Here is a 13,753-nt window from a genome sequence, read left to right as displayed (position 1 = left end):
AGCCGGGACCCAGGGGCCAACACACTGCGGTTGCCCCTGGGTCCCGGATAGCCTCTGCGAGGCTTCCGGGATGACAAGCAAAGAAGGTCTAAGCCACCTTGCTGAAGTCCGCCGGCCGCCGTTCGGCGAAGGCCATGAAGGCTTCGCGGGCCTCGGCGGTCTGCAGGCGCTCGGCGAACAGCGCGCCCTCGGTGTCCATCAGGGCGCTGATCTTCTCGGCGTCGCGCATCAGGCGCTTGGTGACGGTCAGGGCGCCCAGGGGTCGTTTCGCCAGCTGGTCGGCGGCGGACCGGGCGCGGGCGCGCAGTTCATCCAGCGGCACCACCGCGTTGGACAGGCCCCAGGCGGCGGCGGTGGTTCCATCGACCGCTTCGCCCAGGGCGAACATGGCATAGGCGCGGGCATGGCCGATGCGGGCCGGCAGCAGCCAGCTGGAGGCGGCTTCCGGCACCAGGGCCAGGTTGACGAAGGGCGTGGTCAGGCGGGCGTCGGGGCTGGTGAACACTAGGTCGCAATGCAGCAGCATGGTCGTACCCACGCCCACGGCCTGTCCGTGCACGGCGGCGACCAGCGGCCGGGTGGCGTTGGCCAGGGCCTTCAGGAACCGCCCCACATGCCGCTCGCCGCTGAAGGCGCCCGTGGCCTGGGCGGTGAAGTCGCCCAGGTCGTTGCCGGCGGTGAAAGCGTCGCCATCGGCCTGGAACACCACCACCCGCACGGCGGGATCGGTCTCGGCCTGCTCCAGGCTGTCGGCCAGCACGCCGTACATGGCGTTGCTGAGGGCGTTCTTCTTTTCCGGACGCGACAGGGTGATGGTCATCACACCGGCGTCGATCACAACCTTCACATGATCGGTCATGCGGCGTCTCCTTTGGGGAACTTGGTTTGCAGGCTGGCGAGCCAACGGGCGACCACGGCGATCTCGTCGTCGGTGAAGCCGTCGGTCAGGTGAGCATTGACGCCGTCCAGGCCCGCCTTGGCGGCGTCGCGGGCGGTGTGGCCCTTGTCGGTCAGGTAGAGGCGCATGGCGCGGCCGTCGCTGGGGTCGTGGCGGCGCTCGACCAGCTCGGCGCGGGTCATGCGGTCGATCAGGCCGGTCATGGCCGACGGGGCCAAGTCCAGCGCCTCGGCCGCCTCGCCGATCAACGCGCCTTCCTGGCCGCCGACAAAGAACAGCACCCCCGACTGCGCGGCCGTCAGCCCGCCCTTGGCGGCCATCTTGGCTTCGATCCAGCGCTGCACGCGCCGATGGCCAGCGTTGAGCAGGAAGACGAGACGGCGATCAGGCGAGACGGGCATGAGCGAAGCTTATACTTCGCGCACGAAATATCAAACGGTTGTTTCGGCCGCGCCTTCCGACCCGTACCAAGCCACGCCGTCGGCGTCGGTCCGCCGCGTCGCCAGTCCGCGGCCGACCAGACAGTTGAGATGCGCCAGCGCCTCGCCTGTGGCCATGCCCAGCAGGTCCGACCCGATCGGCCGGGCGAACAGCGCGCCGAACACATCGACCACCCGCTTTGGCTCGGCGATCTTCTTCTCAAGCCGCGACAGGCCGCGCTCATGGCCGTTGATCAGGTGATCGATGCGGGCGTGCAGGCCGTGGAACGGGTCGTTGTGAGCCGGTAGCACCAGCACGCTGTCGGGCACGACGGCCTTCACCTTGGCCAGGGACGTCAGCCAGTCGCTGAGCGGATCGGCCTCGGGCTCGGTCGGAAACACCGACACATTGGACGAGATGCGCGGCAGCACCTGGTCGCCGCTGATCAGCAGGTCCAGTTCCGGGCACCACAGGCAGGCGTGGTCGGGAGAGTGGCCCTGTCCCGTCACGACGCGCCACGTACGGCCGCCGATGTCGAAATCCTCGCCGTCGCTCAGGCGGCGATAGCTGTCGGGCAGGGCGTAGATCGCCTTTCCGAAGCCGCCGAACCGCGCCTTGTAGTTCTCGATGGCGTCCTCGTCCCAGCCGGCGGCCTTGAAGAACCGCACGCCGTCCTCGGGCGCCTCGCGGCCGGTGTCGGCCACCAGCATCCGGCACTGGAAATATTCCAGGCGGGTCATCCACAGCCGGCAGTCGAACTTGCGCACGATCCAGCCGGCCAGGCCCACATGGTCGGGATGCAGGTGGGTGCAGATCACCCGGGTGATCGGCCTGCCGCCCAGGGCGCCGGCGAACGCCGCCCGCCAGGCCTGGCTGGTCTCCTTGGTCTGCAGGCCGGTATCGACGATGGCCCAGCCCTCGCCGTCGGCCAGGGCCCAGACATTGATGAACTGCAGCGACCCGCCAAGCGGCTGACGAAGCCACAGAACCCCCGGCGCCACCTCGACGGCGGCACCCGTTCCCTGCTCGGGCGGGGTCTCGAACGGATAGACCAGTCTTGGCCGACGCGGCTCGGTCGCGTCCTCTTCGATGCCGTCGTTCATGCCCGCTCCCCTTACGCTCAGGCTGTCGCCATGTTTTCGTTCACGTGGGAGGACATCTTGACCCCCGATGCAAGCGCGCGCTTATGTCCGCGCGAGGAATCCACCCAGGAGATGTTTCCCATGAGGCCATTCGCGATCGGCTTGGCCGCCGCCCTCGCGCTCGGTGCGCTCGTGCCGGCCGCCGTCATTTCGGCGCCGAAAGAGAGCAAGGACAAGCCCGCTGTCGACGCCAAAGCGCGCGAAGCCGGCATGAAAGAAGCGCCCGCCATCGTGCAGGCCGCGAATTCAGGCTGCACCGTCACCGACGCGCGCCTGATCGGCGCCGACAAGAAGTCCAACACCAGCTATTACGAAGTGGCCTGTCAGGACAGCATCGGCTTCGCGGTCATCGCCAAGAAGGACGCCGCGCCGCAGCTCTTCACCTGCCTGGAATCGAACCAGCCCGCGCCGGACGGCAAGCCCAGCGCCCTGGCCTGCATCCTGCCCGGCAACGCCGATCCCAAGGCCGGCCTGAAGCCGTTCCTGACCAAGGCCGGCGTCGCCTGCGACCTCCAGAACGCCCGCGCCATCGGCTCGGGCGCCAAGAACTCGTACTTCGAAGTCGCCTGTAAGGGCGGCGCGGGCTACGTGGTCCAGACCACCGCCCCGGCCAATGTCGCCGGCGAGGTCGTGGCCAACAGCTGCCTGCTCTACGAAGACGGCGCCAATGTCAGCTGCAAGCTGACCGACAAGGCCACCCAGCTGGCCATCGTCGACACCCTGGCCGCGGCCTCGGGCAAGAACTGCGCCGTCAAGGACAAGCGCTACGTTCTCAGCACCAAGACCGACAACTACTTCGAAGTCGCCTGTAACGACGGCAAGGGCTACATGCTGCAGCAGACCGCTGCGGGCGGCGCCCTGGCCCGCACGATCGACTGCGCCCAGGCCAGCTTCGTCGGCGGCGGCTGCACCCTGACCGACTCGGTGGCCGCCCAGACCGAACAGGCCGGCCTCTACACCAAGCTGGCGACCAAGGCCGGCTTCGACTGCAAGGTCGAAAAGTACGGCATGCTGCCCAGCAACGACCCCAAGACGGAAATCGTCGAGCTGAAGTGCGCCAACCGTCCCGACGGCGCGATCGGCCTGTTCTCGGCCACCGGCGCCAAGATCTATGACTGCGTGACCTCCGAGCTGAACGGCTATCGCTGCAGCTTCTCCAAGCCGGACCCCGTGTTCCCGCGCCTGTCGGCCGATCTGAAGGCCTATGGCAAGGGTTCGTGCGAAGTCTCAGCCGTGCGTCTGGTCGGCCGCAACGACACCGACGGCTTCGTCGAGGTCGCCTGCTCCGACGGCCTGCCCGGCTGGGTCATGAGCTACCCGGTCAACACGGCCAACCCGAAGTCCAAGGAAATCCTGGCCTGTAACCAGGCCAAGGGCATCGGCGGCGGCTGCAAGCTGCCGACCAACACGCTGAAGAAATAAGGCTGGCGACAGCCTGAATGCAGAAGCCCGCCGGGAGCGATCCCGGCGGGCTTTTTGTTTAAAGACCCTCCCCCCAGCGGGGGAGCGCGGCCGAAGGCCGGAGGGGGAAGTCGGCAATGACTGAGTCGTCACTTCCCCCTCCGTCGCCTGCGGCGACACCTCCCCCGCTAGGGGGAGGACTTGGATCACTTCATCGCCGCTTCGATGAAATGCGGCCCGGGCGTCGTCATCGCGCGCGCCATGGCCGCGTCGAACGCCTCGGCCGTCTCGACCCGCTCGGCGGGCATGCCCAGGCCGCCGGCCAGCGCCACCCAGTCGATCCGGGGATCGCCCAGGTCCAGCAGCCGCGAGGCCTTGGGGCCCGGCTCGCCGCCGCCGGTGCGGCCCATCTCGATGCCCAGGATGCGATAGGCGCCGTTGGCGAAGATCACCACCGTGACGTCCAGCTTTTCGCGGGCGATCGTCCACAGGCCCTGCACGGTGTACATGCCCGCGCCGTCGCCATTCAGGCTGAGCACCTTGCGGTCGGGACAGGCCACGGCCGCGCCGATCGCCACCGGGATGCCCTGGCCGATGGCCCCGCCGGTCAGGCTCAGCCAGTCGTGGGCGCGGGCGTTGCGGGTCTGGGTGAAGATCGGCAGGCCGGCGGTGACCGCGTCGTCCGAGATGATCCCGCCCGTCGGCATGTGCCGGGCGATCGACGCTCCCATGGCCCAGGCGTCGAACTTGGGTCCGGGAGCGGCGGGTTCGACATAGGCGTCGACCATCCCCTCGGCGGGCGCGCCCAGGGTGTCGGCCAGAGCGTTGAGGGCGGCCGGCGCGTCGACCTCGCGCCCGCAAAGCGTCTCCAGCGCGCAGCCCTCCGGAACCAGCACGCTGGGCCGGTCGGGATAGGCGAAGAAGGCCACCGGTTGGCTGGTCCCGGCCAGGACGATCAGGTCGGTTCCGGCCAGGTCCTTCAGGGCCTGCTCGCCGAAATACATCATCTTGTCGGGGCGGAAGCGCCCCTCGCCTCGCGACTGGCGGGCGGTGAAGGTGTCGGTCAGCACCCGCACGCCCACGGCGGCCAGGCGGCCGGCGGCGGCGACGCCCGCCTCGCCACAGGCGCTGGAGCCCAGCAGGATCGTCGGCTTTTCGGCCGCCCGGATCGCGGCGGCGACGGCGGCGACGGCCGAAGCGTCGGGCGCGGCGGGACGCGGCGTCTCGATCACCGGTCCGGCGGCGTTGGTCTCGTTCCAGGCGCTGTCGGCCGGCAGGATCAGGCAGGCGTTGCCGCCCGGCGCGCCGAAGCTGGCGGCCACGGCCTCGGCGGCCAGGGCGCCGACCTGATCGGCGGACTCGGCGGACTTGACCCAGATCGAATTGGGCGCGGCCAGGGCGGCGATATCGGAATTGAGCGGCGCGTCATACTGGCGGTGATCGGTGGCGTGGTCGCCGATCACATTGACCACCGGCGTATAGGCCCGGCGCGCATTGTGCAGATTGGCCGCGCCGTTGGCGTAGCCGGGACCCAGGTGCAGCAAGGTGCAGGCGGGCTTGCCCGCCATGCGGCCATAGCCGTCGGCCGCGCCGGTCGCGACGCCCTCGAACAGGCACAGGATCGAGCGCATGCGCGGCTCGCGGTCCAGGGCGGCGACAAACTGCATCTCGCTGGTGCCGGGATTGGCGAAACAGGCGGTGACGCCGTTGTCGGCCAGGGTGGTGATCAGGGCGTCCGCGCCGTTCATGGTCTTCTCCGTACCGTGCCCCCCTGTGTCCGACATTTCGCGCCTCGCGCCAACGGTGGTTGCGTTGTCTGTGCAAGCTGAAGCAGTCTGGCCGCGCCGAAGCCTCGCCACAGAACGAGCCGGCGGGGGAGAAAGTCATGACGCAAACCAACACCCTGGCCCGATGGGTGCTGATCGCCTCGATCATCGCCGGGGTCAGCTATGTCGCCGCGTGGGGCCTGGACCTGCCCAAGCCCGCGGAGCTGACCTGGAAGGGCCTGGGGGTCGGGCTGCTGGCGGTCTATGCGGTCCTGAAGGCGCGCGATCTCGACGGCTGGCTGCTGGTCGCGGTGATGGCGTTCGGCGCGCTGGGCGATGTGCTGCTGGGCGCGGCGGGGCTGACGATCGGAGCCCTCGCCTTCCTGGCCGGACACCTGGTCGCCATAGGCCTATATCTGCGCAACCGGCGCGAAACGCTGTCACGCAGCCAGCTGGCCCTGGCGATCGTGCTGGTTCCCGCCACCGTCACCATCGCCTTCCTGCTGCCGTCCGACCGGGCCGGCGCGCCGGGCGTGGCGTTCTACAGTCTGGGCCTGTCGCTGATGGCGGCCACCGCCTGGACCAGCCGCTTTCACCGGTTCCGGGTCGGGATCGGGGCGGTGATGTTCGTGGTCTCCGACCTGCTGATCTTTGCGCGGTCGGGACCGCTGCCCGACAGCTTCGCGGCCGGGCTGGCGGTGTGGGGGCTGTATTATTTCGGGCAGCTGCTGATCTGCGTGGGGGTGGTTCAGGGCCCCATCCCCCTCACCGCTCATCCCCGCGAAGGCGGGGACCCAAGCTGAGCGAGCCAAGGGTCTCCTGAAACACCGTTTGGGTCCCCGCCTTCGCGGGGATGAGCGGCTTTTAGGTCAGAACACCATCACCCCGTCATCCGGCTGCTCAGCGAACAGCCGCTCCATCTCGACCGGACGCCGGTCCCGCGCCAGGGCCTGGTTGATATAGCCCTTGTCGGTCAGCTCGCCGGAGGCGGCGTCGGGCGCGCCGGCCAGGATCAGGGCGCGGGCCACCCTGCCGCCGCCCTTGGCCGTGGCGTTCAGCCGCTCCAGCCCCTCGACGATCGCCGCCCGCACCGCCGAGGCGTCACCCAGCCGTGCGGCGGCCGTGGGATCGACGAACAGCATCAGTCCCACCCCATCGCGCCCCTCGCCGCAGACCAGGGCGTCGGACACCACCCCGCCTATGGCCGACACCGCCGCCACTCGCAGGGCGCCGGCCGCCACGAAGGTGCCGCTGGCCAGCTTGAAGTTCTCGACCAGCCGCCCGTCAAAGACGAGGCCCGCCGCCGGGTCTTCCGGATCGGCCAGCCGCGCCGCGTCGCCCAGGCGGTAGAAACCGTCCTCGTCGAAGGCGTCGGCGGTGGCTTCGGGCTGGTCCAGATAGCCGGGCGAGACCTGCGGCCCCTTCACGCGGATCTCGAACTTGTCGCCGGCCGGAACCAGCTTCACCGAGGTGCCCGGCGTCGGCAGGCCGACCATGCCCGAGCGGGCGTTCAGCCAGTGGATGTTACAGGCCGTGGGCCCGGTCTCGGTGGCGCCATAGCCGGCCGCGAAGCTGACCCGCTCGCCGATGGTCCGCACGGCCACGGCCTGGATGCGGTCGAGGATCGACTGGGCCATCGAGGCCCCGCCGTACTGCAGCACGCGGACCTTCTCGAAGAACTTCGCCGCCAGGGCCGCGTCGCGCTCCAGCTCTCCCACCAGCAGGCCCCAGCCGGCCGGGACCATGTTGTGATAGGTGGTCGCCACCTCGCGCAGGTTGCGCAGGGTCTCGGCGAAGCGCGCGGGCGTGGGCTGGCCGGCGTCGATGTACAGCGTCCCGCCCCGGTGCAGCACCATGTGCAGGATGGCGTTGGCGCCCAGGCTGTGGCTCCACGGCGCGGAATTGACCAGCACCGGCGGCTCTGGATCGGCGTAGCAGGCCTCGATCTGGGCGGCGTTCAGCGCGATGTTGGCCTGGGTGCAGATCACCGCCTTGGGCTTGCCGGTCGAGCCGGAGGTCAGCAGCAGCTTGGCCGGGTCGGACGGCCGGCAGAGCGGCGCGACGGGCGGGGCGTCCAGCAGATCGGCGAACGGAATGTGGTGGCCGGCCGGATTGAGGCTGGCGATCACCGGCAGGCCCGCCAGGAACGGCGCCTCCAGCGCGCCCGCGAAGGCGGCCGCGTCATCGGCATAGACCGCCGCCGGCTTCAACCGCTCGACCGCGAAGGCGAGCCGCGACAGCTCTGCGCCCGCCAGACCATATTGCGGCGACACCGGCGAGATCGGCGCGCCCAGGCTCATCGCGGCATAGCCGATCAGGGCATGGTCGATGGTGTTGCGGGCCAGGATCAGCAGCGGCTTGCCCGGGCCCAGGCCCAGCGCCTTCAGTCCGCCGGCCAGGGCCTCGATCTTCGTCCGGGCGTCCGCGAAGGTGACCGTTCGCCACCCCTCGCCGTCTCGCTCCGCCAGCCAGACCCTGTCCGGCGCCTCGACGGCCCAGCGGGCCAGGGGCGCGGTCACGGTCTGCACCGCATCGGAATAGGCCATCGGATTGCGCAGGATCAGCGCGTCGCCGCGCTGTTCGACGTCAAGGGCGCGCGGGGCATATCGGGCGTCGCGGAACGGCGCCGTTGCGGGGGATGATCCGTCCATCCCCTCTTATCCCGCGCCTCATACGGTTGTTCAATCCGTTGCGAGCGCGGCGCGTCGGCGCTCCAGCCACAACCGTTCGGCGGGACCGGGGTCCAGGACCAGGGCGCGGTCATAGGCCTCCCGCGCCTCCGCCACCCGCCCGAGCCGCGCCAGCAGGTCGGCGCGCACGGCGTGACAGGGGCCAAAGTCCCTCAGGCCGACCAGATCCAGCCCATCGATCTGCGCCAGGGCCTCCGCCGGCCCGGCGACCTCGGCCAAGGCGACGGCCCGGTTGAGGCGCACCACCGCGTCGTCGCGATAGACCAGCAGGGCGTCATACAGGCTGAGCACGGCCGGCCACGGCGGCGGCTCGGCCAGACTCCGGCGACCGCACCACACCGCGTGGATCGCCGCCTGAAGCTGTCGGGGTCCCGGCCGCCCAAGGCCCGCGGCCCGGTTCAGCAGGGCTTCGGCCTGGGCGATCAGCGGCCCGCGCCACAGGGCCGGGTCCTGCGCCGACAGCGGAACCATGGCGCCGGTCTCGTCCAGTCGCGCCGGTCGTCGCGCCTCGGCGTAGCGCACCAGCGCCGCCAGACCCAGGCACTCGGGCTCGTCAGGCGCCAGCTCGACCAGCACCGCCGTGAGATCCAGCATCTCGCGGGCATAGCCGGCGTGGGCCCCCGCCCCGGCCGCGTCCTCGTGGGCCTTGGCGTAGGCGACCTCGAGCGTGGAAAGCACGGCGGAAAGCCGCGCGGGCCAGGCGTCGGGACCCGGAATCTCGAAGGCGACGCCGGCCTGGGCGATCTTTTTCTTGGCGCGTGTCAGGCGCTGAGCCATGGCCGGTTCGGAGACCAGGAAGGCGCGGGCGATCTCCTGGACGCCCAGACCGCAGACCAGGCGCAGGGTCAGGGCCGCGCGCGCCTCGGGCGCCACGGCCGGATGGCAGCAGACAAAGATCAGCCGCAGCCGCTCATCCGGGATCAGGGCTTCGTCGGAGGCCATGACCTCCTCCGCGGTCGGCTCGGGCTCGGGCGCCGCGGGCGTCAGTCGTCGGCGCACGTCGCGGCGGCGAAGGGTGTCGAGCGCGCTGCGTCTGGCCGTCGCGTAAAGCCAGGCGGCCGGGTCGCGCGGCAGGGCCTGCGACCAGGCGACGACCGCGCGGGCGCAGGACTCGGCGAAGGCCTCTTCGGCCAGGTCCAGGTCGCGAAAGGCGGCGGCCAGGGCGGCGATGATCCGGCCGCCGTCCTGACGCGCCACCTCGGCAAGGCCCCGGGGCCGCGCCAAGTCTAGTCCTCGTCGATCACGGGGCGGACCTCGATCGAGCCCGCGCCGGCCATCGGCAGCTTGCGCGCCCAGGCTAGGGCGGCGTCCAGATCCGGCGCCTCGATCAGATAGAAGCCGCCCAGCTGTTCCTTGCTCTCGGCGAAGGGACCGTCATGCAGGTGGGTCGCGCCGTCGGCGGACCGGCGAAGGGTGGTGGCGGTGTCGGCGGTCTTCAGGCCCGCGCCGCCGCGCATCGCGCCGGCGGCGACCAGCTCGCCGGCAAACGCCTGATGGGCCGCGATGATCGCCGTCCAGGCGCGACCGTCCTGGCGATAGATCGTCTCGTCTTCATGGATCAGCAGGGCGTATTGCATGGCGAAGATTCCCGTCGAGCGCGGCGATCATCGCGGCGCTTCGGGGGAGAGACGCGCGAGGCCTGGCGGATTCGACAGGGGGTCGGGAGAAATGTCGAGGGGGCTGCAAAAAGTCCTCCCCCTGAAGGGGGAGGCGGCCGGAGGCCGGTGGGGGAAGATCGCAATGCGCTGGCCGACTTCCCCCTCCGTCGCCTACGGCGACACCTCCCTCGCTAGGGGGAGGACTTGTCGTCACCCCGCCAGGGTCTCCAGGAACCGCACAGGCTCGCCGCGTCCCTCGGCCACAATCTCGTCGTCGCGCATCACCACAACGCCGCGCACGATGGTCGCCATCGGCCAGGCCTTGGCCTCGAAACCATCGAAGGGCGTCCAGCCCGAGCGGGTGGCCATCCAGTCGTGGGTGATGACCCGGCGAGCCTTCATGTCGACGATGGTGAAGTCGGCGTCGAAGCCCTCGGCGATGCGGCCCTTGTCGGCCAGGCCGAACACGCGGTTGACGCCGTGGCTGGTCAGGTCGACGAAACGCTCCAGGCTCAGCCGGCCATCGACCACATGGGTCAGCATGATCGGCACCAGGGTCTGGACGCCGGGCATACCCGAGGGCGAGGCCGGATAGGGCCGGGCCTTTTCCTCGCGGGTGTGGGGGGCGTGGTCGGAGCCCAGCACGTCGGCGATGCCGGTCTCGATGCCGCGCCAGACGCCGGCCACGTGCTCGGCCGAGCGGATCGGCGGGTTCATCTGGGCAAAGCCCTTCAGCCGCTCATAGGCTTCCGGCGCCACCAGGGTCAGGTGCTGGGGCGTGACCTCGACCGAGGCGACGTCCTTGTTCTGGGCCAGGAAGTCGATCTCTTCCTTGGTGGTCACGTGTAGCACGTGGATGCGCTTGCCCAGCGACTTGGCGATACGGACCAGGCGGTGGGTCGACTGCAGGGCGGCCTGGGCGTCGCGCACCTCCGGGTGGCTGGTCCAGTCGCCGGGACGGGCCAGATGGCGGCGGTCGGCCAGGCGATACTCGTCCTCGGAGTGGAACGCCGCGCGGCGGTTCACATGCCGCAGCACGTTCTCGACGCCTTCGTCGTCCTGCACCAGCAGGCTGCCGGTCGAAGCGCCCATGAACACCTTGATGCCGCAGCAGCCCGGCAGACGTTCCAGCTCGCCCAGGAAAGTCGCGTTCTCGTGGGTGCCGCCCACATAGAAGGCGTGGTCGGTGTGCATGCGGTTCCTGGCGCGCGACAGCTTGTCGGCCAGGGCGTCGGGATCGGTGGTGGTCGGCTCGGTGTTGGGCATCTCGAACACGGCGACCACGCCGCCCAGGGCCGCGCCGCGCGAGCCGCTTTCCAGGTCTTCCTTCCACTCCAGCCCCGGTTCGCGGAAGTGGACCTGGCTGTCGATGACGCCCGGCAGGACGGTCAGGCCTGTGGCGTCGAAGATTTCGCCGGCGCTGGCTTGCGACAGGTCACCGATGGCGACGATCTTGCCGTCGCGGACGCCGATATCGGTGAAGCCCCGCCCCGCATGATTGACCACTTCGCCGCCGCGCACGATCAGGTCGAAGGTCTGGGTCATGGGGCGGCTCCTGAGGTTTTGGGCGGTCTAGGTCCGAGCGCCTTCATGCGCAACTCTGTAATCCGCTCATCCCCGCGAAAGCGGGGACCCATGCGGCCTTGGCCACTTGGCGCGACGGTTCGAGCTCAGCTTGGGTCCCCGCTTTCGCGGGGATGAGCGGTTGAGGGGGCGGTGTCTTCGAGAACAGCGCCAGAAGGCTCCGGCTGGGGCTCGCGCTCGGGCTCCACCTCGGCCTCCGCCGCCGGACGCGGGGCCGGCAGGATGATTTCCGGCTCGAACACCTCGGGCTCCGGCGCGACCTCTGGCTCGACCGCCGCATCGGGTTCGGCCTCGACCACGGCCGGCGCCTCGCGCGCCGCCTTGACGTCCAGCAGCAGCGCCTTGGCGGCCTTGACCACCGTGGCGACCGGCAGGTCGCTCATGTGGCGGATGGCCTGCGACAGGTCCGGATCGACGGCCAGGAACTGGTCCAGCGTGCGCGGACCGCGCACGGCGCGGGTGAACGGGCCCCACGGCGCGTAGCGGCGCTCGTCGGAGGGACCGAACAGGCCGATGGTCGGCGTGCCGGCGGCGGCGGCGATGTGCATCAGGCCGCTGTCATTGCCGATGAACAGGTCCGCGCGTTTCAGGCAGGCATAGGCGGTCAGCAGATCGACCTTGCCCGTCAGGTCGATGCAGCGGCCGCGCGCCGAAGCCATGCGCAGTTCCTCGACCATGCGGCCGTCCTCCGGTCCGCCCAGGATCAGCAGGCGGCCGCCGGCCAGCGGACCGTCGGGCCCCAGCAGCTGCTGGGAAGTCTGGGCGAAGCGCTCGATCGGCCAGATCTTGCCCACCCAGTTCGAGGCGGGTCCCATGGCCAGCAGCGGCCCGGCCACCTCGCCCGGCTTGGTCGCCAGCATCTGGTCGGCCAGGGCCTGGACCTCGGGGGTGATGTAGAGGTGCGGCGACGGCGGATCGCCTTCCAGCTTCAGCACGCGGGCGGCGTCGATCACCTTGTGGACCGGCTCGCCCAGCGACTTCTTCCAGATCGCCCGCTTGTCTCGGCGCAGGAACAGGGCCGTGCCCGAGCCGCGCAGATCGACGATCAGGCTCCACTTCTTGTGGCGCACCTGGTTCCACAGCTTGAACCAGTGCCCCTTGCCCTTGCCCTTCTCCATGACGATCACCCGGTCGAGGCCGGGGACATGGGCGAACAGCGGCGCGGCCAGGGGCCCGGCGACGATGGTGAAGCGGGCGCCAGGGATCTGGTCGGCGAGAAACTTGATCAGGCCGGACGACAGCACGGCGTCGCCGATCCGCGTGGCGGTGATGAAAAGAATCGGGAAGGCCCGCTGTGTCATCGGTCCATCTATAGAGCCATCGGCGAGTCGGCGCATCCCACGATGACTGCTGAAGTTTCCGTATATTTGCCCTCTGGCGCGACACGCTGTCGCACGCCACATGTGAGGGATGACCACGCCCGCCATCGCCCGCCTGACCTCCCGCGCCGTGATCGCCGTCGGCGGTCCCGACTGGCGATCCTTCTTGCAGGGCCTGATCACCCAGGATGTCGAAACCCTGGCGGCGGGCGAGCTGCGCCTGGGGGCGATCCTCACCCCGCAGGGCCGGCTGCTGTACGACCTGTTCATCGCCGGGACCGAGGGCGGCGCCCTGCTGGACGTCGCGGCCGAGCATCGCCAGGCGATCATCCTTCGGCTGACGATGTATCGCCTGCGGGCGAAGGTGGATCTGGCGGCCAGCGACCTGACCGTCAGCGCGCTTTGGCCCGCCGACGCGGCGATCCAGGCGGGCGAGGGCTTCTACCGCGATCCGCGCCTGCCCGCCCTGGGCGCCCGGGCCTATGGCCTGGCCGACGCCCCGACCGCCAGCGAAGACGACTACGACGCCCACCGCTTGTCGCTCGGCGTCCCCGGCCCCGCCGACTGGCTCAGCGACAAGACCTATCCGATCGAGGCCGATTTCGACCTGCTGAACGGCATCGACTTCAAGAAGGGCTGTTTCGTCGGCCAGGAGACCACCAGCCGCATGAAGCGGCGCGGGATGATCAAGACCCGCATGCTGCCGATCACCTTCGATGGCCCCGCACCGGCCTTCGGGTCGGAGGTGCTGGCCGGGACCCTGCGGGCCGGCGAGGTGCTGTCGGGCCGCGACGGCCGGGCCATGGCCGCCCTGCGACTGGACCGGATCGAGACCGGCGACCTGACGGTGGACGACCGGCCGGTGGCGGTTGACTATCCTGCGTGGATGGATCGCAGCTAGAGGTTGCCAAGCGGCTCCGCATCAGTCACTTTGA

At 70.1% G+C, this 13,753-nt stretch carries 12 protein-coding genes; 3 read left to right on the top strand and 9 right to left on the bottom strand.

What is annotated here, in order from left to right:
* Positions 1 to 88 precede the first annotated feature (88 nt).
* The 3 genes from ACQY9P_RS10330 to ACQY9P_RS10320 are packed head-to-tail and all read right to left on the bottom strand — an operon-like array spanning position 89 to position 2,421.
* Entirely contained in the window at positions 89 to 859 is a 771-nt protein-coding gene (locus ACQY9P_RS10330) for an enoyl-CoA hydratase (protein ID WP_421739346.1), read from the bottom strand.
* Entirely contained in the window at positions 856 to 1,299 is a 444-nt protein-coding gene (locus ACQY9P_RS10325) for a MarR family winged helix-turn-helix transcriptional regulator (RefSeq protein ID WP_421739347.1), read from the bottom strand. Before ACQY9P_RS10325 ends, ACQY9P_RS10330 begins: the two co-directional genes overlap by 4 nt.
* 30 nt (positions 1,300 to 1,329) lie before the next feature.
* Positions 1,330 to 2,421, bottom strand: a complete 1,092-nt coding sequence (locus tag ACQY9P_RS10320) for an MBL fold metallo-hydrolase (RefSeq protein ID WP_421739348.1) — start codon at positions 2,419 to 2,421, stop codon at positions 1,330 to 1,332.
* Between the two features lie 120 nt (positions 2,422 to 2,541).
* Here ACQY9P_RS10320 and ACQY9P_RS10315 point away from each other — a divergent pair, with 120 nt between their 5' ends.
* Complete coding sequence (locus ACQY9P_RS10315) at positions 2,542 to 3,882, top strand: hypothetical protein (protein ID WP_421739349.1); 1,341 nt, start codon at positions 2,542 to 2,544, stop codon at positions 3,880 to 3,882.
* 185 nt (positions 3,883 to 4,067) lie between these two features.
* Here the strand turns inward: ACQY9P_RS10315 and ACQY9P_RS10310 are convergent, their stop codons facing one another.
* Positions 4,068 to 5,609, bottom strand: a complete 1,542-nt coding sequence (locus ACQY9P_RS10310; RefSeq protein ID WP_421739350.1) for an acetolactate synthase large subunit — start codon at positions 5,607 to 5,609, stop codon at positions 4,068 to 4,070.
* Positions 5,610 to 5,746: 137 nt separating this feature from the next.
* On the opposite strand from ACQY9P_RS10310, the gene ACQY9P_RS10305 reads away from it, so the two are divergent.
* Complete coding sequence (locus ACQY9P_RS10305; protein WP_421739351.1) at positions 5,747 to 6,430, top strand: lysoplasmalogenase; 684 nt, start codon at positions 5,747 to 5,749, stop codon at positions 6,428 to 6,430.
* 66 nt (positions 6,431 to 6,496) lie between these two features.
* Here ACQY9P_RS10305 and ACQY9P_RS10300 read toward each other — a convergent pair whose 3' ends face one another.
* The 5 genes from ACQY9P_RS10300 to ACQY9P_RS10280 form a co-directional block, all read right to left on the bottom strand.
* Entirely contained in the window at positions 6,497 to 8,278 is a 1,782-nt protein-coding gene (locus ACQY9P_RS10300; protein WP_421739352.1) for a feruloyl-CoA synthase, read from the bottom strand.
* 30 nt (positions 8,279 to 8,308) lie between these two features.
* Positions 8,309 to 9,541: an RNA polymerase sigma factor gene (locus ACQY9P_RS10295; RefSeq protein ID WP_421739353.1), complete on the bottom strand. Its 1,233-nt coding sequence runs from the start codon at positions 9,539 to 9,541 to the stop codon at positions 8,309 to 8,311.
* A gap of 2 nt (positions 9,542 to 9,543) precedes the next feature.
* On the bottom strand, positions 9,544 to 9,894 hold the full coding sequence (locus ACQY9P_RS10290) for a YciI family protein (protein WP_421739354.1): 351 nt from the start codon (positions 9,892 to 9,894) through the stop codon (positions 9,544 to 9,546).
* A 231-nt stretch (positions 9,895 to 10,125) separates the two neighbouring features.
* Positions 10,126 to 11,460 carry a dihydroorotase gene (locus tag ACQY9P_RS10285; RefSeq protein WP_421739355.1) on the bottom strand — a complete coding sequence of 445 codons (1,335 nt, stop codon included), beginning with the start codon at positions 11,458 to 11,460 and terminating at the stop codon, positions 10,126 to 10,128.
* Positions 11,461 to 11,585: 125 nt separating this feature from the next.
* Positions 11,586 to 12,800 carry a glycosyltransferase family 9 protein gene (locus ACQY9P_RS10280; protein ID WP_421739356.1) on the bottom strand — a complete coding sequence of 405 codons (1,215 nt, stop codon included), beginning with the start codon at positions 12,798 to 12,800 and terminating at the stop codon, positions 11,586 to 11,588.
* Positions 12,801 to 12,909: 109 nt separating this feature from the next.
* Here ACQY9P_RS10280 and ACQY9P_RS10275 point away from each other — a divergent pair, with 109 nt between their 5' ends.
* Complete coding sequence (locus tag ACQY9P_RS10275) at positions 12,910 to 13,719, top strand: YgfZ/GcvT domain-containing protein (protein ID WP_421739357.1); 810 nt, start codon at positions 12,910 to 12,912, stop codon at positions 13,717 to 13,719.
* Positions 13,720 to 13,753: the final 34 nt, after the last annotated feature.

Source organism: Caulobacter sp., from assembly GCF_965279145.1.
In the GTDB taxonomy this organism is placed as follows: domain Bacteria; phylum Pseudomonadota; class Alphaproteobacteria; order Caulobacterales; family Caulobacteraceae; genus Caulobacter.
The sequence above is the reverse complement of the archived record's forward strand: the minus strand, read 5'-3'. Positions and strand labels throughout refer to the sequence as shown.

Bases quoted from the DNA above. Each gene is read 5' to 3' on its own strand.
- ACQY9P_RS10330 (WP_421739346.1), bottom strand. From the start codon at position 859: ATGACCGATCATGTGAAGGTTGTGATCGACGCCGGTGTGATGACCATC.
- ACQY9P_RS10325 (WP_421739347.1), bottom strand. From the start codon at position 1,299: ATGCCCGTCTCGCCTGATCGCCGTCTCGTCTTCCTGCTCAACGCTGGC.
- ACQY9P_RS10320 (WP_421739348.1), bottom strand. From the start codon at position 2,421: ATGAACGACGGCATCGAAGAGGACGCGACCGAGCCGCGTCGGCCAAGA.
- ACQY9P_RS10315 (WP_421739349.1), top strand. From the start codon at position 2,542: ATGAGGCCATTCGCGATCGGCTTGGCCGCCGCCCTCGCGCTCGGTGCG.
- ACQY9P_RS10310 (WP_421739350.1), bottom strand. From the start codon at position 5,609: ATGAACGGCGCGGACGCCCTGATCACCACCCTGGCCGACAACGGCGTC.
- ACQY9P_RS10305 (WP_421739351.1), top strand. From the start codon at position 5,747: ATGACGCAAACCAACACCCTGGCCCGATGGGTGCTGATCGCCTCGATC.
- ACQY9P_RS10300 (WP_421739352.1), bottom strand. From the start codon at position 8,278: ATGGACGGATCATCCCCCGCAACGGCGCCGTTCCGCGACGCCCGATAT.
- ACQY9P_RS10290 (WP_421739354.1), bottom strand. From the start codon at position 9,894: ATGCAATACGCCCTGCTGATCCATGAAGACGAGACGATCTATCGCCAG.
- ACQY9P_RS10285 (WP_421739355.1), bottom strand. From the start codon at position 11,460: ATGACCCAGACCTTCGACCTGATCGTGCGCGGCGGCGAAGTGGTCAAT.
- ACQY9P_RS10280 (WP_421739356.1), bottom strand. From the start codon at position 12,800: ATGACACAGCGGGCCTTCCCGATTCTTTTCATCACCGCCACGCGGATC.
- ACQY9P_RS10275 (WP_421739357.1), top strand. From the start codon at position 12,910: ATGACCACGCCCGCCATCGCCCGCCTGACCTCCCGCGCCGTGATCGCC.